The following is a 19,495-nucleotide window of genomic DNA, read 5'->3' on the forward strand; positions in this document are numbered from 1 at the left end:
TAAGGGGGATAAAAAACATGAAAAAAACGTTTGCAAGTATATTCGCATTACTACTATTAGTTTCTGCTGTGTTAACTGGATGCGGAAGCAAGGGAACTTCAGGAGATGGTGCAGGCAAAAATATTAAACAAGAAATTACGTTAAATGCGATGAGCGAGCCACCAAGTTTAGACCCTGCCCTTGCATCAGATACAACATCAGGATGGGTTATCGATCACTTGTTTGAAGGGCTGTATACGAAAAATCAAAAAGGGGAACCTGTATTAGGAGCTGCAAGTGATGTAAAAGTATCTGAAGATGGAAAAACTTATACGTTTACGATTCGCGATGATGCAAAATGGTCTGACGGCGATCCGGTGACTGCTCAAGATTTCGAATATGCTTGGAAACGAGTGCTTGATCCGAAAACAGGGAGCCCATTCGCATTTTACATGTACTATATTAAAGGTGCCGAAGAATATAACAAAGGAAAAGGAAGTGCCGATCAGGTCGGAATTAAAGCTTTAGATGATAAAACGCTGCAAATTGAACTTAATGCACCATTAAGTTATTTTGACAAGCTGTTAACAATGTGGACGTTTTATCCGGTGAAAAAATCGCTCGTCGAATCGAATCCAAAATGGGCTGCTGAAGCAAAAGGATATGTAAGCAACGGAGCTTACCGATTGACTGAATGGAAACATAACAGCGAAGTGGTAATTGAAAAGAATCAGCACTACTGGAACAAAGACACGATCAACATGGAAAAAGTAACGTGGAAGATGGTCAATGACGCGACGACATATTATCAAATGTACAAAACAGGAGAGCTCGATTTAATTGCAACATTGCCAACAGATGCGGTGGCTCAAGAAAAAAATAATAAAGAATACAAAGTCGTTCCGTATTTTGGAACTTATATGTTTATGTTTAACGTAGCTAAAGAGCCGTTCAATAACGTAAAAATTCGCCGTGCGTTTGCCATGGCCATCGATCGTAAAGCAATTGTAGAAAACATCACGAAATCAGGAGAAAAACCAGCATATGCGTTTGTTCCATATGGGGCGGATACTCCGGATGGTGATTTCCGCGAAGCAGGCGGCGCGTACTTTGAAGAAAATGTCAAAGAAGCGAAAAAATTATTGCAAGAAGGAATGAAAGAAGAAGGTTGGAGCACACTGCCAGAAGTCACTTTAATTTATAATACGGCCGAAAACCATAAAAAAATTGCCGAAGCAGTTCAAGAAATGCTGAAAAGAAACCTTGGCGTGAAAATTAAACTGGCTAACCAAGAATGGAAAACGTATTTGGAGACAACAGCGCAATCGAATTTCCAAATGGCACGTATGGGCTGGATAGGAATTTTTGTCGATCCAACCGTTATTTTAGACTATTACTTAGGCGATAGCCCGAACAACCGCACTAACTGGGTAAACAAACAATTCGATGATTTAATGGCGAAGGCGAAAGTCGAGCAAGATGATAAAAAACGTTACGAACTTCTCCATGAAGCGGAAAAAATATTAATGACAGATCTGCCATTTATCCCTGTTTATTTCTATTCGCAAAACTATTTAACGTCGCCGAAATTCAAAGGCATTGTGTATCCTGTCAATCGTTATCCTGATGTACGCTGGGCGAAAAAAATAGCTGAATAATTGATAAAAAGGAGGATGTCCCAAAAGTGTTCGCATAGCGTTCGCTTTTGGGGCACTTTTTTGGGCAAAAAAAGAAGAAAACCGTTCCTTTTTTGGTATAATAGAGTCACCACAACCCTACCAAGAAAGGACGGTTTTCTTATGTACATTTATTATAACCGAGATCAACTCATTTTGCCAATGGATCTTGAAATTCTCATTCCCAAACATCATCTTTGCCGGATCGTGGATCTAGCCGTGGAAAAAATGGATCCAGCTCTGCTCGTTTCCCTCTATCCCGGCGGAGGCCGCCCAGCCTATCATCCGAAAATGATGTTGAAAGTCATCCTGTATGCCTACGCCAATCGGATCTATTCCTCTCGCCAAATCGCCAAGCAATTGAAAGAAAACATTTATTTTATGTGGCTATCCGGCCATCAAACACCGGATTTCCGCACCATCAACCGATTTCGGTCGGAACGGATGAAGGACATCATTTACGAAACGTTTTTCTCCATTGTCGATCTTCTGCGTCAAGAAGGGTTGGTCAAACTAGAGGATTACTTTCTGGATGGAACGAAAATCGAGGCCAGCGCCAACAAGTACACGTTCGTTTGGCGCAAATCAACGGAAAAGTACGATCAGAAGTTGGAGGAGAAATTCCGGAAAATCGTAGCCTCGATCGAACAGGTGGTAAAAGAGGATGAAGAGTCGGAACAAGAAGGAGATTTTCAAGAAAAGCTGGAAGCTTCACCGATCACGTCTGAAAAGATCGAAGCCGTGATCGAACAAGTGGAAGAACATCTAAAGAAAGAGCCGAAGAATCGCACGTTAAAGAAAGCAAAACAGCAATTGGAACAAGACATTCTCCCCCGTAAGAAAAAATATGAAGAATACAAAAAAGTGTTAGGCGAACGAAACAGTTTTTCGAAAACGGACCCCGATGCGACGTTTATGCGGATGAAAGACGACCATATGAAAAACGGCCAGCTCAAACCGGGATATAATGTGCAGATAGGGACAGAGAACCAATTCATCACTGGATTTAGCGTGCATCAACGGGCGGGGGATGCCGGATGCTTCATTCCACATTTGGAGCAATTGGCCGCCTATGGGCGTCCCATGCCTAAACGAGCGATTGCGGATTCCGCCTATGGGAGTGAGGAGAACTACACGTACTGCGAGAAAAAGCAGATCGTCGCGCTGATCAAGTACAACACATTGGACCGGGAACAAACGAAAGCGTGGGCGAAAGAGATCGGCCGAATCGAGAACATGACGTACGATGAGGAATTGGATGAGTGGATTTGCGCGAAAGGGGAACGGCTGGTGTTTGTGTATAAACGGAAGGAAACGACCGACAACGGGTACGTCATCGTCAAACGGACGTATCGTTGTACAGCATGTGCCGGATGCCCGTTTCAAGCAGCATGTGCCAAAGGCAAAGACACGAAAACCATCCGCGTTTCCTTGAAAAATCAACAACAACGGCAAGAAATCCGGAAACGGCTGTCCACGGAAGAAGGGGCGACGACATATCGAAGACGGCAAATCGAAAACGAGCCGGTGTTTGGGCAAATCAAGCATAATCAGCAATTTCATCGGTTTTCATTGAGAGGCCTCCCAAAAATTACCTTGGAGTGGGGTCTAGTTTGTGCTGCCCACAATTTGAGAAAGTGGGCCACAACGACCGACCCAACAAGGAAAAAATAGGATAAAATTCGGAAATAAGGAGAAATTCCTGCCTCAAAAAAGGAATAAATAACCAAATGGTAAGAAAAAGAAACAGAGGCTACTCTCAAAAGGTCGGTTTAGACGACCTTTTGAGACAGCCTCCTTTTACCTCATAAAGGAGAGATAGCGATATGCTGCTGTATTTTAGCACATTGTTTTGCACTGCTGTTGTTTTGCTGCTGGCGAAGATGATATATGGGGTCAGTACGCTTGCTTTTATTAATCAGTGCTTTTTATATGGCCTTGCTATACTGGCTGCTGGCATATGTGTTTTTATTTATCAAACAGGTTTTTTTCATTTTTTCTTCAAAGGATTTCAGCAAATATACCAGTTTATTGTGCCTAAACCAAAGATACTGCTTCGTGAAGAAGAAAGACTGGCTAATGACGTTTGGTGGAAAGAGCGGAGAAGCCGAATGCTCAATAATGCCAAAAAAATTCTGTTAGGCATTGGCACAGGTTCTATATTGATATCTTTAACCTATCTATTTTTCTACTATGGAAAAAATTTTTAAAGAGGGGAGGAACAGGAGTCAATGAAAAAACTTTTATTGACGGGGTTTGTTCCATTTTTAGAATTTCCTATTAATCCAACGGAACAAATTGTAAAAAATCTGGACGAAAAAATCATCGGCGGGTATCAAGTTTATGGGCGTATACTTCCAGTGGATTTTTCGGAATCCGCGGCAAAATGCTTGGAATACTTGGAACAGATCCAACCAGATGTAGTGATTTCTCTTGGACTTGCGGCAGGCCGTACAAAAATTACTCCAGAACGAATCGCCATTAATTGTAAAGACGGGGGGCCTGATAATCGGGGAGTGCAGGTGCAAGACGAGCGGATTGTTGAGGAGGGGCCAGCAGCTTATTTTTCGACGTTACCGGTCCGCCGTTTTGTCAATATCTTAAATGAGAAAGGATATCCTGCGCAAATTTCCAATACAGCGGGGACCTATTTATGCAACAATGTAATGTATTCCGTTTTGCATAAAGTGCAGTGCGAAAATATGCCTGTAAGAGCTGGATTTGTTCATCTTCCTGCTTCACACGAATTAGCCATTCAGAAGCCAACTCTCCCGAGCTGGTCGCAAGAAGACCTGCAAAAAGCAGTGATATGCATGATCGAAGCATTAAATTAACTCTTCATCTACATAAGGCTTTTTTAGTAAACAGCAATGCAGTGGATAAGTAGTACAGAAAAACCGGCCACATTAAGGTCGGTTTTTCATTTGAAAAGATCTTCTAAGTTGATGTGAAATCCCTTTAGCACTTCAGATCGAGCGATTCCTTTTTCCTTCAGGGCGTCCAGCTGTTGATATTGCCCTTCATCGTTTAGGGAATAAATTTGCACGATGTTTAACATTGGATTGACGATCCAATATTCATTTACGCCATATTGCATATATAAGTTCAGTTTAAAAACGAGATCGTGCGATTGATTAGAAGGGCTTAATATTTCGACAATGAGTGTTGGCACTCCGACAAATTTATTTTCCAGCAATCCGTTTTTATCGCATATTACCGATAAATCGGGAACCACTATTTTCGTTCCTTCCATTTTGTCGTTTCTTAGTTCGATGTCAAAAGGTGCGTGGAACACTTCGCAATCTTTTCCTTCTAAAAAATTGAATAATTTGGCGTGAAGCCTTCCGGAAACTCGTTGATGTCTCGTAGAAGGAGATGGCGACATAAAGACAATGCCGTCAATATATTCTAATGTCCTTTCTGTATTTTCTCTCATTTTGTAAAATTCTTCGAGAGAGATAAAATTTTTTTTCGGTAAGTCCACAACAACATCCTCCCTCTTTTTCGTTTCTTGTTTATATTATAAACGACGATTGTTCGTTTTCCTTATGTTTTTGGAACTGGCACTGATTTTTCAAAAATATGGCCGCAAAAACAATTTATCAGCATACATGGTGTGGAAACGGATGAAGTCTATTAAGCATGGATCACTGGAAAATTGCCGCTTTTTTTATATAGCTTCCGGAACTGAATCGATGAAGCTAGGGAGGATGGAAAAAGAAACGGCACAAGGTTTTATTTTCCGGGAACATAAGCTTGGGAATTTAGGACTTGGTTTATTGTCTTGGAACTAACGAAGTTTAATTATTTTTTTGCAGGAATTTTGCGTGCATTTTTGGAAGATTTTATATGAATAACTTTATGGAGAAAGGTGAGGAAAGTGCTCAATACCATTTCTGTTCCAATTATTCAAGCGCCGATGGCTGGAGGTGTTTCCACTCCAGCGTTGGCTGCGGCGGTATCGAATGCAGGAGGGCTTGGTTTTTTGGCAGGCGGTTATAAAAAAGCGGAAGAAATGCGCGAAGAAATTGTCGCAGTTCGGGAGCTGACCGATAAGCCGTTTGGCGTTAACGTTTTTGTCCCAAGCGAAGAAGACGTAGACGAGAACGCGCTGCTTCGTTATCGGCAAGTGTTGGAGAAAGAAGCGGAACGATTCGGTGTGCAGCTTGGGGAGGCGAAATGGGATGATGATGATTGGGAAGCAAAGCTCGCTGTTTTGGTTGAAGAAAAAGTTCCAGTAGTAAGCTTTACGTTTGGTTGTCCTTCGCCTGATATTATCGCAAAATTAAAAGACAACGGTTCATTTGTTATCGTGACTGTGACATCAACAGAAGAAGCGTTGATCGCCAAACAGGCAGGGGCGAACGCATTATGTGTGCAAGGGGCGGAGGCGGGAGGGCATCGAGCGTCATTCCGCAATAACGCCGCTTCCCATGAAAACGCCAGCTTGCTTGTTTTATTGCAGCAAATTCGCGAAGCGGTCGATATTCCGTTGATTGCCGCCGGAGGAATTATGAGCGGGAGCGATATCGCCGCGGTGCTTGCAGCGGGGGCGTGCGCTGCCCAATTAGGTACGGCGTTCTTGCGCTGCCCGGAAAGCGGGGCCAATCCGCTTCATAAAAACGCATTAGTCGATCCGAATTTTCAATCTACCGCTGTCACCCGCTCCTTTACAGGACGCTTTGCCCGCGGATTGGTAAACCGCTTCCTCATTGAATATGATAAGCTGGCTCCTGCGGCATATCCGCACATCCACCATATGACAAAGCAGCTTCGCAAAGCGGCTGCTCAGGCAAACGATCCGCAGGTGATGTCTTTATGGGCCGGTCAAGGATATCGCTTGGCGAAAGACATGCCGGCTGGAGAGATTGTACGGTTGCTGATGGAGGAATGGAGAGAGATGGTTCAATGAATGGGGAAATGATTGAATTATGGAGTAACAGATCTTTTATTTATCGTTCTAGCCTAGCATTCATAATGCGTAGGTAGGACTTGCCTAAATACATTTTTAAAACTTATTTTAATTAAGAAAAGAGAGGATGACACATAGTCACCTCCATTAATGGGTACCATCAAGCGCTTATGAAACATCAACTTATACTTAATCCGGCGTATGTAAAAACAGGGGATTGGAGTTATGAAAGCGGTTATAAGATGGCAAAAGATTTATTAACTGCAAAAGGAGCCTCCGGCGGCGATGTTAGCAATGAATGATTTGATGGCAGGTGGGGTTCTTGAGGCTTGCAGAGAGCTTAGTATCCAAGTGTCTCAAGATTTATCGGTGATTGGTTTTGACAATAGAGAGTATCGTCTATATGATACGCCAAAGTTAACAACAATAGATCTTCCCTTAAGAAAAATGGGTGCCAAATCGATGGAAAAATATTGAGACTACTGAGTGGAGAATCGGAAACGATAGAAATGAATACAACTTAGATGCCAACTAATTGTGAGGGAATCTGTATCTTCACCACATTTTTATGAAAAAACTTTATCTTGCTCTAGGGTGGTAAGCGGAAGCGACACGACTGTTAAAAACGATGGAAAAGTAACGATTGGGATACGCTTGGATTCCCGAATCATAAAAGTTTGTAATTAAGGTTAGCCGTAGACAAACGTTTACGGCTAATTTTTTTGAACATAACAAGAGTGATAAAAGAAATTTTCTGGAGAAAAGATATAATCCTTATTTCGACGTTTGAACCTCCTATTCGAACATGATACATTGATAATACAATAAATTCATACGAACAAATAAAAAAGATTGCAAAGAAACTAAATACAATTAATAATGGATCAGTACTATAAATCAGGATATTTATACATACAAATAAATGTTAGCCATATTCCAGAACAGTATGGAAATGATTTATTGGATCATGTTTTCCTAACTTTATTACGTGTGAAAAAAAGGGGGATCCAAATGAAAAAATTAGTATTTATTTATGTCGTTCTAATTAGTGCATTTATTCTTTACGTATATCATTACCATCTGGAAATTTCCCGCTTTCGTTCTTTTTACCAACAAGAGAAAGCGCTTCAAGGTAAAGTAGATGAAAAATATGTGATGGTGACTTTCCAATCGGGGATGGATTATTGGAAACGTTGTCTAAAAGGATTCGAAGACGCGGCACAGGCATTAAATGTTTCTGTAGAATATCGCGGAGCTACGCAATACGATGTAAATGAGCAAGTGACTGTGTTGGAGCAAGTGATTGCAAAAAAACCAGCGGGTATTGCGATTTCGGCAATCAATCCTACTGCGTTGACGGAAACGATTAACAAAGCGGTAGATAAAGGAATCCCTGTTATATTGTTTGACTCTAATGCTTCTGGCAGTAAGGCGTTCTCTTTTTTGGGAACGAATAATTATAAGGCAGGAGTAACGGCTGCTCATAAAATGGCTGAACTATTAGGAAAAAGAGGAAAAGTAGCAGTCATTACATTACCCCATCAACTCAATCATCAAGAACGAACGAAAGGGTTTTTAGAGACTATTCACCAAGAATATCCGCAAATGGAAGTGGTAGCAGTAAAAGATGGGAATGGAGACTCTCTCGTTTCCAAAGAGGCAGCATTAGAAATACTTAACGAGTATCCGGATGTGGAAGGAATATTTGCAACAGAAGCGAATGGAGGGGTCGGTATCGGCGAGGCGATATTATCATTAAAAAATAAAAAAGTAAAAATCATAAGCTTTGATACCGATAAACGAACGTTAGATATGGTGAAACAAGGAATTATATCTGCTACTTTAGCGCAAGGAACTTGGAATATGGGCTACTGGTCACTACAATTTCTGTTTCATCTTCACCATCACTTAACGCCTTCCCTGCAATCAGGTTATCCTTTGCTACCTCCATACGTGGATACCGGAATTACTGTAGTGACGAAAGAAAATGTAGAAGATTTTTATGCGAAGTAAACAAAGTATATCTATGAAGAAATGAGTGATGACCATTGAAACGAAGAACCAATTATTTACGGATGGACAATTTACCGATTCGTTATAAGCTCATTTCTCTTTTATTAGTCATTACTATTTTACCTTCGATTGGATTAGGCAGTTTGATCGGCTGGGCCGTTGACCGTATTATGGAGCGGCAAATTAACGAAAATACTTCTCAGCTGATTAATCAAGTAAACAAGACATTAGAGTTTTATGTCAGTAATATGCAAAATATTACGTATTTAGTCGCGTTTAATCCCGATGTAAAAAGATTCCTAACCGAACGGGAGGGGATGCAAGGAATGAACGACGATTATTCTATTCGTCAGTTTTTGCAAGGGCTTACCACATTATATCCAGAAGTGGCAGGGATTCTTATTGTGAACCGGAACGGTGAATACATTAGTAATGAAATGTATGCCCGTTCGCCTAAACCGCTTACAGAAGAAACATGGTACCAAGAAGCGGTAAAAAATAAAGGGATTTTTAAAATTATTGGGCACCCAATGAATCGGAATGTTATCACACATGCCAACTATACGAACAAGGAAGTGGTTTCTGTCGTGCGTGCTATTTTAAATCCGAGCACACAAGAGGTGGAGGGGGTGGTGTTAATTGATTTAAAACTGAGGGTGATTGCCGAGGCGACGAAAAATGTTCGTTTAGGAAAGTGGGGGTATTTGATGGTTATTGATCATCGCGGTGAAAATATTTATATTCCAGCGAAACCGTTCATAAAAGAAATTCCACGGCAATGGTTTCGTGGAGATTTTGGAGCATTTTCGAAAAAAGTCCATGGACAATACCTTCAATTTATTTATCAGCGCTCTCCTTTTACTAACTGGACCACCATCGGGGTGTTTTCCAATCAAGAATCTGCTTTAGAAATAAAAGAGATTCGTTTTTATGTGACAAGCTTTGTCTTTTTTGTATGTTTAATCGGTATAGGAGCGTCCTATTATTTGGCGTATTCCATGTCAAGACCAATCAGCCGGTTAATAGTTTTTATGAAAAAGGTAGAAGCAGGAGATTTATCTAGTCGTTATCATGATGATCGAGCGGATGAGATTGGGGTGTTAGGTAGGAATTTTAACCATATGCTTGACCAAATTCAACGTTTTATTTCCCTTGCGGAATGGCAGGAACGACAACGATGGGAAGCGGAATTGCGCAGTTTACAAGCGCATATTAAACCACATTTTCTTTATAATACGTTAGATACGATTCAGTGGATGGCAAGGAAAAAAGGAGCGGAAGATATAGCCGAAGTAGTAGAAGCCTTGTCTAAACTATTCCGTATTGGGTTAAGCAAGGGGAAGGATATCATCTCCTTTGCGGAAGAAATTGAACATGTTCGGAGTTACTTGAGTATTCAAAAAACAAGGTATAAAGATAAATTACATTATACGTTCGATATTGCTCCAGAATTACAAAAATTATTTGTGTTGAAATTGGTATTACAACCGATTGTCGAAAATGCGATTTATCACGGCATTAAACAACGGAGAGGGCCTGGGCATATTTGGATACAGGCTGAAGAGCAGGAAGGACGCCTTCTTATTCGCGTAAAGGATGACGGAGTAGGAATGTCGCTGGAAAAGCTGGCTTCTTTGAGAGAAAGTTTATCGATTGATTTTACGTTAGGAGATACCGAAAAGAAAATGAAAAACATCAAAGGGTATGGAATGGTCAACGTGCAAGCACGGCTGCAATTAACATTTGGCAACTCCTATGGGTTATGGATTGACAGTGAAGAAGGACGAGGCACGACAGTCACGATTGTGCATCCAATGATTAGACATATTACCTAGGAGGGGAGTAAATGTGAAAAAGTGGAAAGTGCTTATTGCTGATGATGAGGAGATTATTCGTGAGGGGATAAGAGAAGTGGTAAACTGGGACGAGTTTCAGATGGAAGTGGTGGCGGAGGCAGAGGACGGAGAAGAGGCGTTGGAACTTTCACTAAAACACAACATTGATATGTTATTAGTCGATTTAAACATGCCCATTATGGATGGAATTACATTGATGAAACATATACGGCAAAAGCTTCCCGACTGTAGAATGATTGTCATTACAGGATATGATGAGTTTGCCTACGCTCAAGAGGCGCTGCGCCTGCAGGTTGATGACTATATTTTAAAACCAGCCAATCCAAAACAATTACATGAGGTAATAAGCAAAGTGAAGAAAGAATTAGAACGGGAAAGGGAACAAAAAGGGTATGTAGAATTACTATCGAACCAAATTCAGAAAAACCTTCCTCTTCTTCGGCAACAATTTTGTTTGGCATGGGTTGGCGGAGAGATGACCGAGACGGAAGTCATGAAGCAATTACCATTGTTGCAACTTCCGTCCTCTTGTCCTAATCAGGTAGCGATCGTGTATTGGTCAGAATTTTTCGCGAACCAACCTGTTATGAATGAAAGAGATAAACAGCTGTTTTTATTTGCTATCGAAAATATCATTTCGGAATTATTGGAGGTTTATGAAAAAGTAGTATTCAGGGATCCATTTGGATTAATTGTCTTATGTATCTGGGGCCATGTTACCGAAGAGATGTGGAATCAATTAGAAGAATCTGTAAAAAAATATTTGAACATGAAAATAAATATATATACAGAGACAGTGAAGGGAAGACTTTTACAAGTAGCTGATGCCTATGAGCAATGTAAAACAAGGATTTATAATGAATCACATATTTCTCCTATCGTGCGCCGGGCCAAACAGTATATACAAGAACATTTTTCTGATCCCGATTTGACATTGGAGTCTGTTGCCCAGTATTTAAATGTTTCCCCAGTTTACTTGAGCCGCATCATCAAACAAGAATTAGGCACCTCGTTTGTTAGCTTATTAACCAAAACACGCATAAAAAAAGCGATCGAGCTATTGATTTCTACCGATCTTTCTATTCATGAAATATCTGAACGGGTAGGTTACGATACACAACATTATTTTAGTACGGCTTTTAAAAAAGCGGTAGGAGTTTCACCTAATCAATACCGCAAAGGAGCATCATTGCCGGATAGTATGCGAAAACATCATTTATAAACGATACATTTTGTGACAGATCTATCATCTAAATAATGGGATAGTTATTAATTTATGGAAATGAAAACGCTTTAATAAAGTTAATTTTTTATAAAAATAGTTAATATATTAAAAAGACTACGAATTTTTTTGATGCTATAGTGAAAATAGCAATAAAAAATATACGTACAAATTTAATCAAGGGGGATTAAGAAAAGTATGAAAAGATTTTTATCCGTACTGGTGTTATTGACATTTGTATTTACCTTATCAGCATGTAGTGGCATAGGAACAAATGGTGGAGATGCCGGATTTGTCGGAATATCGATGCCGACTAAATCATCGGAACGATGGATTCGAGATGGGAAAAGCATGGTAAAAGAGTTTAAGAAACTCGGTTATAAAACCGATTTGCAATATGCCGAAGATGTGGTAGAAAACCAAGTATCTCAAATTGAAAACATGATTACTAAAGGGGTGAACGTGTTAGTTATTGCACCGATTGACGGAGAAGCATTAACAGATGTATTAGAAAAAGCACATAAACAGGGAATTAAAGTCATTTCCTACGACCGCTTGATTAAAAATAGTAAGTATGTAGACTATTATGCTACTTTCGATAATTTTAAAGTAGGTGTGTTGCAAGGAAAATACATCGAAGAAAAACTTGGTCTTAAAGAAGGAAAAGGACCATTTAATATTGAGTTGTTTGCTGGATCTCCTGATGATAACAACGCGTATTTCTTCTTTGACGGAGCGATGTCTGTACTAAAACCTTACATTGATTCTGGAAAGTTAGTGGTGCGAAGTGGACAAACGAAGTTTGACCAAGTGGCTACGCTACGCTGGGATGGTGCTACTGCCCAAGCGAGAATGGACAACTTGTTAAGCGCTCATTATACGAACGCGCGAGTAGATGCCGTTTTGTCTCCGTATGATGGAATTAGTATCGGGATAATCTCTTCTCTTAAAGGGGTAGGATACGGAACTCCTAGCAAACCGATGCCTGTCATTACCGGTCAAGATGCGGAGCTAGCTTCCGTAAAATCGATTATCGCTGGAGAACAAACACAAACGGTATTTAAGGATACAAGACTATTGGCGAAGAAAGCAGTGGAAATGGCCGATGCGGTTCTCAAAGGAAAAAAACCGGAAGTGAACGATACAAAAACATATAACAACGGTGAGAAAGTCGTTCCATCGTATCTATTGGAACCGGTTTCAGTGGATGCTTCCAATTATGAAAAAGTGCTTATCGATAGCGGCTATTATAAAAAAGAAGATCTTTCTAAATAAAGGTGACTGGATATAGTGATAGCTTCTAATACTATCACTATATCTATTCCTCACTATGGGAGGTGTGAAGGAGCATGTCTGAATTCATCCTAGAAATGAGGGGAATTACCAAAGAATTCCCAGGTGTGAAAGCGCTTGACAATGTGAATTTAAAGGTAAGGGAAGGGGAAATTCACGCACTTTGCGGGGAAAATGGCGCAGGAAAGTCCACATTAATGAAAGTATTGAGCGGTGTCTATCCTTATGGTACGTATAGCGGGGAGATTTTATTCAAGGGAGAAGTATGTAAGTTTAAAGATATCAAACAGAGCGAAGAACTAGGAATAGTTATCATTCATCAAGAGTTAGCATTGATTCCTTATTTGTCGATAGCCGAAAACATATTTTTGGGAAATGAGAGAGCGAAAAATGGAATTATTAATTGGAATGAAACAATTGTCAAAACGAAAGAATTGCTACAAAAAGTAGGATTAGATGAGTCTCCGCACACATTAGTGGGGAATCTTGGAGTCGGTAAGCAGCAATTGGTCGAAATCGCCAAAGCGTTATCTAAACAAGTAAAATTATTAATTTTAGACGAACCGACAGCGGCTTTAAATGAGGATGATAGTGAAAATTTATTAAATTTGTTATTAGAATTCAAAAAGCAAGGAATGTCTGCTATTATCATCTCTCATAAGTTAAATGAAATTTCGAAAGTAGCCGACTCGATTACGATCTTACGGGATGGGAAGACGATCGAAACATTGGATATGAAAAAGGACAATGTGACAGAAGACCGCATTATTCGGGGCATGGTTGGCCGTGATTTAACGAACCGGTATCCGGTGCGAAACCCAAAAATTGGTGACGTTATCTTTGAAGTAAAAGACTGGAACGTTTATCATCCTCTTCACTCAGAACGAAAAGTCATTGACAATGTATCTATTTATATTCGCAAGGGGGAAATTGTTGGAATTGCTGGATTGATGGGCGCTGGAAGAACCGAGCTGGCGATGAGTATTTTTGGAAAGTCGTACGGCAAAAAAATTAGTGGAAAAGTGTTTAAAAACGGCTCGGAAATTGATGTTAGCGACGTCAGCAAAGCAATCGCCAACGGGATTGCCTATGTTTCAGAAGACCGCAAAGGAAACGGTCTTATCTTAATGGAAGACATTCGGAAAAATATCACACTATCTCGATTAGGTAAAATCGCGAAGAAATTGGTTGTTGATGAAAATAAAGAAATCGTAGAAGCGGAACGATTCCGTGACCAATTGAAAATTAAAACTCCAAGTGTCTTCCAAAAAATTGAAAAATTAAGCGGGGGAAACCAACAAAAAGTAGTGTTAAGCAAATGGATTTTCGCCGAGCCTGATATTCTCATTCTGGATGAACCGACCCGGGGCATCGACGTTGGGGCGAAGTATGAGATTTATACCATTATTCATCAACTAGCAGAAGAAGGAAAGGCCATTTTAATGATTTCGTCCGAATTGCCAGAAATTCTCGGCATGTGTGATCGGATTTATGTCATGAGTGAAGGCAGAATCACAGGTGAAGTAAATAGAGATGAAGCAACTCAAGAAAAGCTGATGAAATTAATGACAAAAACGACCGTTAGGAGGGTAGTGTAATATGCAAACACCGGCACAGAAGGCAGTTCCACATCGTTCAACAGCAAACGAAAGCAAAGTACAGCTCTTGAAACAAATGATGAAAAATAACATGAGAAGTTATGGTATGGTGATTGCACTAGTATTGATTATCCTATTATTCCAAGTTTTAACTGAAGGGATTTTGTTAAGACCGTTAAACATCACGAACTTAATCTTACAAAATAGTTATATCTTAGTATTAGCAATAGGCATGATGTTAGTCATTATTACCGGACATATTGATTTATCGGTAGGATCAGTTGCCGCATTTGTCGGAGCGCTTGCGGGAATTTTAATGGTTCAACATCATGTTCCAATGTTTGTAACAGTTCTGATTTCCTTGCTGCTTGGGGCTTTGATTGGGGCATGGCAAGGGTTTTGGGTCGCTTATGTAAAAATTCCAGCCTTTATTGTTACGCTAGCGGGAATGTTGTTATTTAGAGGATTGACGATGATCATTTTAGAAGGTCAATCGATTGCGCCTTTCCCGAAATCATTTCAAAATATTAGTTCTGGTTTTCTTCCTGACTTGTTCCATGGACAAAATCTCCATATTTTCACTCTTGTCATCGGTTTGATTGCGTCCATACTATTTATAGGGTCTGAAATTAGAAAAAGAAACAATCAGAAAAAATACGGATTTGCTGTTAGTCCTGCCGCTGTTTTTGGAGCAAAATTAATAGCGATTGTGGCGGTCATTATGGTGTTTTCTTATGTTCTTGCCACATACGAGGGGATTCCAACGATCTTGATTATTTTAGCTACGCTCATTATCGCATACTCATTCGTTTCCAATAAAACCGTAATAGGACGACATATTTATGCAATTGGCGGAAATGAAAAAGCGGCGCAATTATCTGGAATTAAAACCAAACGTGTGACATTTTGGGTGTTTGTCAATATGGGAGTGTTGGCGGCATTGTCTGGTTTGATTTTCGCGGCTCGCTTAAATGCAGCGACACCGAAGGCAGGGAATTTGTTTGAACTTGATGCGATTGCAGCTTGCTTTATCGGTGGGGCGTCTGCCTACGGTGGTGTTGGCACAATTAGTGGAGCGATTATCGGCGGGCTTGTAATGGGGGTAATAAACAATGGGATGTCCTTGCTTGGTCTGGGAATTGATTGGCAGCAAGCGATTAAAGGATTAGTATTATTAGCTGCAGTAGCATTTGACATTTATAATAAAAACAAAGCTGCTTAGCCTTCGGAAGATCGTAATGAAAGGACCAAGATCAACATTGTCTTGGTCCTCTTTTTGCGATAAATATAATATATACGTACAAATAAAAATTGTTATAATAAATTTACTTTAATATATTATTTTTAACTTGAGGTGAACTATGAAAGAGAAAGCAATCCCGAAATATCTGCAGTTAAAACAGGAAATTTTATCTTGGATTCTTTCTGGAAAATTGCATCCAGATGAAAAAATACCGACAGAGCACGAAATCGCGAGTCAATTTCAACTAAGTCGTCATACGGTTCGACAGGCGTTAGGTGAGTTGGAGAAAGAAGGATGGCTGTATAAAATTCAAGGCAGCGGTACGTTTGTTTCTAGACCGAAACAAAGCGATAAAGTCAATATCAAAACAGTAGGGATACTAACGACGTATATTTCTGATTATATTTTCCCGCACATTGTTCGCGGAGCGGAAGAAACGCTTCGTGAAAAGGGATACCGTCTATTATTAGCTAGCACGGATAATAACAAGGAAAGGGAGCGTGCACATTTAGAAGCGATGATTCATCAACCGTTAAGCGGCTTGATTATTGAGCCGACAAAAAGCGCGCAAGGGAATCCTAACTTGGAGTATTATTTAGCGTTAAATAATCTCCATATCCCTTATGTTATGATTAATGAACGATACTTAGAAATGAGTTGTCCGTGCATCAAAATGGATGACGAAGGCGGCGGATTCTTACTTACCGATCACTTAATTCGTTTAGGCCATCACCGGATTGCGGGATTTTTTAAAACGGACGATTTACAGGGAGTCAACCGATTAAAAGGGTTTATCCGTGCTCATCAGGAACATGGTGTATCGCTTGCAACAAATCATCTTGTTTCTTATACAACAGAAGAAAAGGAGTCAAAACCATTAGAGATAGCGCGCGTCTTTTTACAACAACCGGAAGGAGAAAGACCGACAGCATTTGTTTGTTATAACGACGAATTAGCGATTAAATTACTCGATGTGATTAGACAACAAGGATTAACCGTTCCGGATGATATTTCTGTGGTGGGATTTGACGATTCTACATTTGCTACGGCGACAGAAGTAAAATTAACGACCATTCGCCATCCAAAAGTGGAAATGGGGATCCAAGCAGCGGAAATGCTAATCCAGATGATTGAAAAGCAAAACGAGAAGAACATCAATGATATTATTTATCAACCTGAACTAATTGTCCGAGAGTCGACAAAAAAAATATAAAAAAATGTTCAAATAATAAAAAAGTTATAGAAAAATTGTACGTACAAAATTATAATGGAGGTGAGGGAATCTTTTTTATAGGGAGTGGAGGAGATGCTTGAAGAATTAAAACAAGTTGTTCTGGAAGCCAACTTACAGCTCCCCAAATACCGATTAGTAACATTTACATGGGGAAACGTCAGTGGTATCGATCGGGAAAAAGGTCTTGTTGTTATAAAACCTAGCGGGGTAGAATATGGCAAGTTGACAAGAGACGATATGGTTGTGGTTGATTTGGAAGGGAATGTGGTGGAAGGGTATCTAAAACCATCTTCAGATACTCCGACACACTTATTATTGTATAAGGAGTTTCCACAGATTGGAGGAGTTGTACACACACATTCACCGTGGGCAACGGTTTGGGCACAGGCAGGAAAAGGAATACCTGCATTAGGGACGACTCATGCCGATTACTTTTATGGGGAAATTCCGTGTACCCGCAAGATGACGGATGCAGAAATTCAAGGAGCTTATGAAGAGGAGACGGGAAAAGTGATCGTCGAAACTTTCCGTCTTCTAGACCCTATGCAAAAGCCAGGAGTATTGGTTTACGGTCACGGTCCATTTGCTTGGGGGAAAAATCCGTATGACGCTGTTCACAATGCGGTTGTTTTAGAAGAAGTGGCAAAGTTAGCGGCAAGAACCTATTATCTTAATCCTTCGGTCGAACCTATTGACCAGTCATTACTGGACCGCCATTATTTTAGAAAACATGGTGCTAATGCCTATTATGGACAATGAGAGGGGGAACAAACATGACGAAGAAATATGTGATTGGAATCGACTATGGAACGGAATCCGGTCGTGCCGTACTTGTAGATTTGGAAGGAAACGAAATCGCTGATCATATCACTCCATATCCCCACGGAGTCATTGATGAAGTGCTTCCGGAATCCAATGTAAAATTGGATCCGGATTGGGCATTGCAGCATCCGGGTGATTATATCGAAGTGCTAGCAACTGCAGTTCCATCTGTATTGAAAAAATCGGGAGTTAATCCTGCTGATCTAATTGGAATTGGGATTGATTTCACTGCTTGTACAATGCTTCCGGTCGATGCTTCGGGTGAACCTCTTTGTTTTCGAGAAGATTTGAAAAATCATCCACACAGCTGGGTGAAGTTATGGAAACATCATGCAGCACAAGATGAGGCGAATTTAATTAATGAAATCGCCGCAAAAAGAGGCGAAGCGTTTTTGCCACGATATGGCGGCAAAATTTCGTCTGAATGGATGATTGCGAAAATTTGGCAAATTTTAAATGAGGCGCCGGAGATTTATGAGAAAACAGATCTTTTCCTTGAGGCTACTGATTGGGTCGTCTTTAAAATGACGGGTAATATTGTTCGCAACAGTTGTACTGCTGGCTATAAGTCGATTTGGCATAAGCAAGAAGGCTATCCAAGCAAAGAGTTCTTCCGGGCATTAGATCCCCGTTTGGAAAATTTAACAGAAACAAAATTGCGCGGTGACATTGTGCCTCTTGGTACCAAAGCAGGCGTACTTACGGAAGAAATGGCAGCGATGATGGGGCTACTGCCTGGAACAGCTGTCGCTGTAGGAAATGTAGATGCGCATGCGGCCGTGCCTGGAGTAGGAGTAGTAGAGCCAGGAAAATTAGTGATGGCAATGGGAACATCGATTTGCCACATGCTGTTAGGAACAGAAGAAAAGTATGTAGAGGGAATGTGTGGTGTCGTAGAAGACGGGATTATTCCAGGATATTTTGGGTATGAAGCAGGTCAATCAGCTGTTGGTGATATTTTTGCGTGGTATGTTGAACATGGAGTTCCGGCCTACGTGAAAGAAGCAGCTGAGAAAGAAGGAGTAAGCGTTCATCAATGGTTGGAAAAAAGAGCTGCTGTGTATAAACCAGGAGAAACAGGATTGCTTGCACTGGATTGGTGGAACGGCAACCGTTCAGTGTTAGTTGATACAGATTTAACAGGATTAATCATTGGGTACACGTTACTAACGAAACCAGAGGAAATTTACCGAGCATTACTCGAAGCTACTGCATTTGGAACTCGGAAAATTATTGATGCTTTTGTTGAAAACGGTGTCAAAGTTAAGGAGTTATATGCTTGTGGTGGACTTCCACAAAAAAATAAATTATTGATGCAAATTTATGCAGATGTGACGAATCGTGAAATTAAAGTAGCAGCTTCCAAGCAAACTCCTGCAGTTGGTGCAGCGATGTTCGCCGCTGTGGCAGCTGGAAAAGAGAGTGGAGGATATGAATCGATTGTGGAAGCCGCAAAAAAAATGGGGAAAGTCCGTGAAGAAACATTTAAGCCGATACCAGAAAACGTGAAGATTTATGAACAATTATATCAAGAATACACAAAATTACATGATTATTTTGGGCGTGGAGAAAATGATGTTATGAAGCGACTCAAATGGATTAAAGAGAATACCAAATCGAAAGAATCATTAAACGTCTATTAATTGT

At 40.3% G+C, this 19,495-nt stretch carries 16 protein-coding genes; 15 read left to right on the plus strand and 1 reads right to left on the minus strand.

Annotation, left to right across the window (positions count from 1 at the left end; translation table 11 throughout):
• Positions 1-17: 17 nt before the first annotated feature.
• From AOT13_RS11395 to pcp, 4 genes are all read left to right on the plus strand, one after another.
• On the plus strand, positions 18-1,637 hold the full coding sequence (locus tag AOT13_RS11395; RefSeq protein WP_013877050.1) for a peptide ABC transporter substrate-binding protein: 1,620 nt from the start codon (positions 18-20) through the stop codon (positions 1,635-1,637).
• A 141-nt stretch (positions 1,638-1,778) separates the two neighbouring features.
• Positions 1,779-3,329, plus strand: a complete 1,551-nt coding sequence (locus AOT13_RS11400) for an IS1182 family transposase (protein ID WP_013399800.1) — start codon at positions 1,779-1,781, stop codon at positions 3,327-3,329.
• Positions 3,330-3,481: 152 nt separating this feature from the next.
• The gene (locus AOT13_RS11405; protein ID WP_003250968.1) at positions 3,482-3,865 is read left to right on the plus strand and encodes a DUF3899 domain-containing protein; all 384 of its coding nucleotides are present in this window, start codon (positions 3,482-3,484) and stop codon (positions 3,863-3,865) included.
• Between the two features lie 21 nt (positions 3,866-3,886).
• Entirely contained in the window at positions 3,887-4,489 is a 603-nt protein-coding gene (pcp, locus tag AOT13_RS11410) for a pyroglutamyl-peptidase I (protein ID WP_013877049.1), read from the plus strand.
• Between the two features lie 86 nt (positions 4,490-4,575).
• Here pcp and AOT13_RS11415 read toward each other — a convergent pair whose 3' ends face one another.
• Positions 4,576-5,139: a Uma2 family endonuclease gene (locus AOT13_RS11415; protein WP_013877048.1), complete on the minus strand. Its 564-nt coding sequence runs from the start codon at positions 5,137-5,139 to the stop codon at positions 4,576-4,578.
• A gap of 396 nt (positions 5,140-5,535) precedes the next feature.
• On the opposite strand from AOT13_RS11415, the gene AOT13_RS11425 reads away from it, so the two are divergent.
• From AOT13_RS11425 to AOT13_RS11475, 11 genes are all read left to right on the plus strand, one after another.
• Complete coding sequence (locus AOT13_RS11425) at positions 5,536-6,567, plus strand: nitronate monooxygenase (protein WP_042385648.1); 1,032 nt, start codon at positions 5,536-5,538, stop codon at positions 6,565-6,567.
• Positions 6,568-6,852: 285 nt separating this feature from the next.
• Positions 6,853-7,044, plus strand: coding sequence for a substrate-binding domain-containing protein (locus tag AOT13_RS11430; RefSeq protein ID WP_052518201.1), 192 nt, complete (start codon positions 6,853-6,855; stop codon positions 7,042-7,044).
• Positions 7,045-7,578: 534 nt separating this feature from the next.
• A complete protein-coding gene (locus tag AOT13_RS11435) occupies positions 7,579-8,580 on the plus strand; it encodes a substrate-binding domain-containing protein (protein ID WP_042385646.1) in 1,002 nt (333 codons plus the stop codon).
• A gap of 62 nt (positions 8,581-8,642) precedes the next feature.
• The gene (locus AOT13_RS11440; protein ID WP_042385655.1) at positions 8,643-10,415 is read left to right on the plus strand and encodes a cache domain-containing sensor histidine kinase; all 1,773 of its coding nucleotides are present in this window, start codon (positions 8,643-8,645) and stop codon (positions 10,413-10,415) included.
• A 13-nt stretch (positions 10,416-10,428) separates the two neighbouring features.
• Positions 10,429-11,658 carry a response regulator transcription factor gene (locus AOT13_RS11445; RefSeq protein WP_042385644.1) on the plus strand — a complete coding sequence of 410 codons (1,230 nt, stop codon included), beginning with the start codon at positions 10,429-10,431 and terminating at the stop codon, positions 11,656-11,658.
• 198 nt (positions 11,659-11,856) lie between these two features.
• The gene (gene chvE / locus AOT13_RS11450) at positions 11,857-12,933 is read left to right on the plus strand and encodes a multiple monosaccharide ABC transporter substrate-binding protein (protein WP_042385642.1); all 1,077 of its coding nucleotides are present in this window, start codon (positions 11,857-11,859) and stop codon (positions 12,931-12,933) included.
• 74 nt (positions 12,934-13,007) lie between these two features.
• The gene (mmsA, locus tag AOT13_RS11455) at positions 13,008-14,549 is read left to right on the plus strand and encodes a multiple monosaccharide ABC transporter ATP-binding protein (RefSeq protein ID WP_042385640.1); all 1,542 of its coding nucleotides are present in this window, start codon (positions 13,008-13,010) and stop codon (positions 14,547-14,549) included.
• Position 14,550: 1 nt separating this feature from the next.
• The gene (mmsB, locus tag AOT13_RS11460) at positions 14,551-15,771 is read left to right on the plus strand and encodes a multiple monosaccharide ABC transporter permease (protein WP_042385638.1); all 1,221 of its coding nucleotides are present in this window, start codon (positions 14,551-14,553) and stop codon (positions 15,769-15,771) included.
• A gap of 139 nt (positions 15,772-15,910) precedes the next feature.
• Positions 15,911-17,005 carry a GntR family transcriptional regulator gene (locus AOT13_RS11465; protein WP_042385635.1) on the plus strand — a complete coding sequence of 365 codons (1,095 nt, stop codon included), beginning with the start codon at positions 15,911-15,913 and terminating at the stop codon, positions 17,003-17,005.
• 93 nt (positions 17,006-17,098) lie between these two features.
• Entirely contained in the window at positions 17,099-17,785 is a 687-nt protein-coding gene (gene araD, locus AOT13_RS11470; RefSeq protein ID WP_042385633.1) for an L-ribulose-5-phosphate 4-epimerase, read from the plus strand.
• A gap of 14 nt (positions 17,786-17,799) precedes the next feature.
• Positions 17,800-19,491, plus strand: a complete 1,692-nt coding sequence (locus tag AOT13_RS11475) for a ribulokinase (RefSeq protein WP_042385631.1) — start codon at positions 17,800-17,802, stop codon at positions 19,489-19,491.
• Positions 19,492-19,495: the final 4 nt, after the last annotated feature.

This window comes from Parageobacillus thermoglucosidasius (assembly GCF_001295365.1).
Classification (GTDB): domain Bacteria; phylum Bacillota; class Bacilli; order Bacillales; family Anoxybacillaceae; genus Parageobacillus; species Parageobacillus thermoglucosidasius.

Coding starts and splice junctions, on each gene's coding strand:
- AOT13_RS11475 (WP_042385631.1), top strand. CDS start 17,800: ATGACGAAGAAATATGTGATTGGAATCGACTATGGAACGGAATCCGGT.
- AOT13_RS11440 (WP_042385655.1), top strand. CDS start 8,643: ATGGACAATTTACCGATTCGTTATAAGCTCATTTCTCTTTTATTAGTC.
- AOT13_RS11430 (WP_052518201.1), top strand. CDS start 6,853: ATGTTAGCAATGAATGATTTGATGGCAGGTGGGGTTCTTGAGGCTTGC.
- AOT13_RS11435 (WP_042385646.1), top strand. CDS start 7,579: ATGAAAAAATTAGTATTTATTTATGTCGTTCTAATTAGTGCATTTATT.
- chvE (WP_042385642.1), top strand. CDS start 11,857: ATGAAAAGATTTTTATCCGTACTGGTGTTATTGACATTTGTATTTACC.
- pcp (WP_013877049.1), top strand. CDS start 3,887: ATGAAAAAACTTTTATTGACGGGGTTTGTTCCATTTTTAGAATTTCCT.
- mmsB (WP_042385638.1), top strand. CDS start 14,551: ATGCAAACACCGGCACAGAAGGCAGTTCCACATCGTTCAACAGCAAAC.
- mmsA (WP_042385640.1), top strand. CDS start 13,008: ATGTCTGAATTCATCCTAGAAATGAGGGGAATTACCAAAGAATTCCCA.
- AOT13_RS11395 (WP_013877050.1), top strand. CDS start 18: ATGAAAAAAACGTTTGCAAGTATATTCGCATTACTACTATTAGTTTCT.
- AOT13_RS11405 (WP_003250968.1), top strand. CDS start 3,482: ATGCTGCTGTATTTTAGCACATTGTTTTGCACTGCTGTTGTTTTGCTG.
- AOT13_RS11465 (WP_042385635.1), top strand. CDS start 15,911: ATGAAAGAGAAAGCAATCCCGAAATATCTGCAGTTAAAACAGGAAATT.
- araD (WP_042385633.1), top strand. CDS start 17,099: ATGCTTGAAGAATTAAAACAAGTTGTTCTGGAAGCCAACTTACAGCTC.
- AOT13_RS11400 (WP_013399800.1), top strand. CDS start 1,779: ATGTACATTTATTATAACCGAGATCAACTCATTTTGCCAATGGATCTT.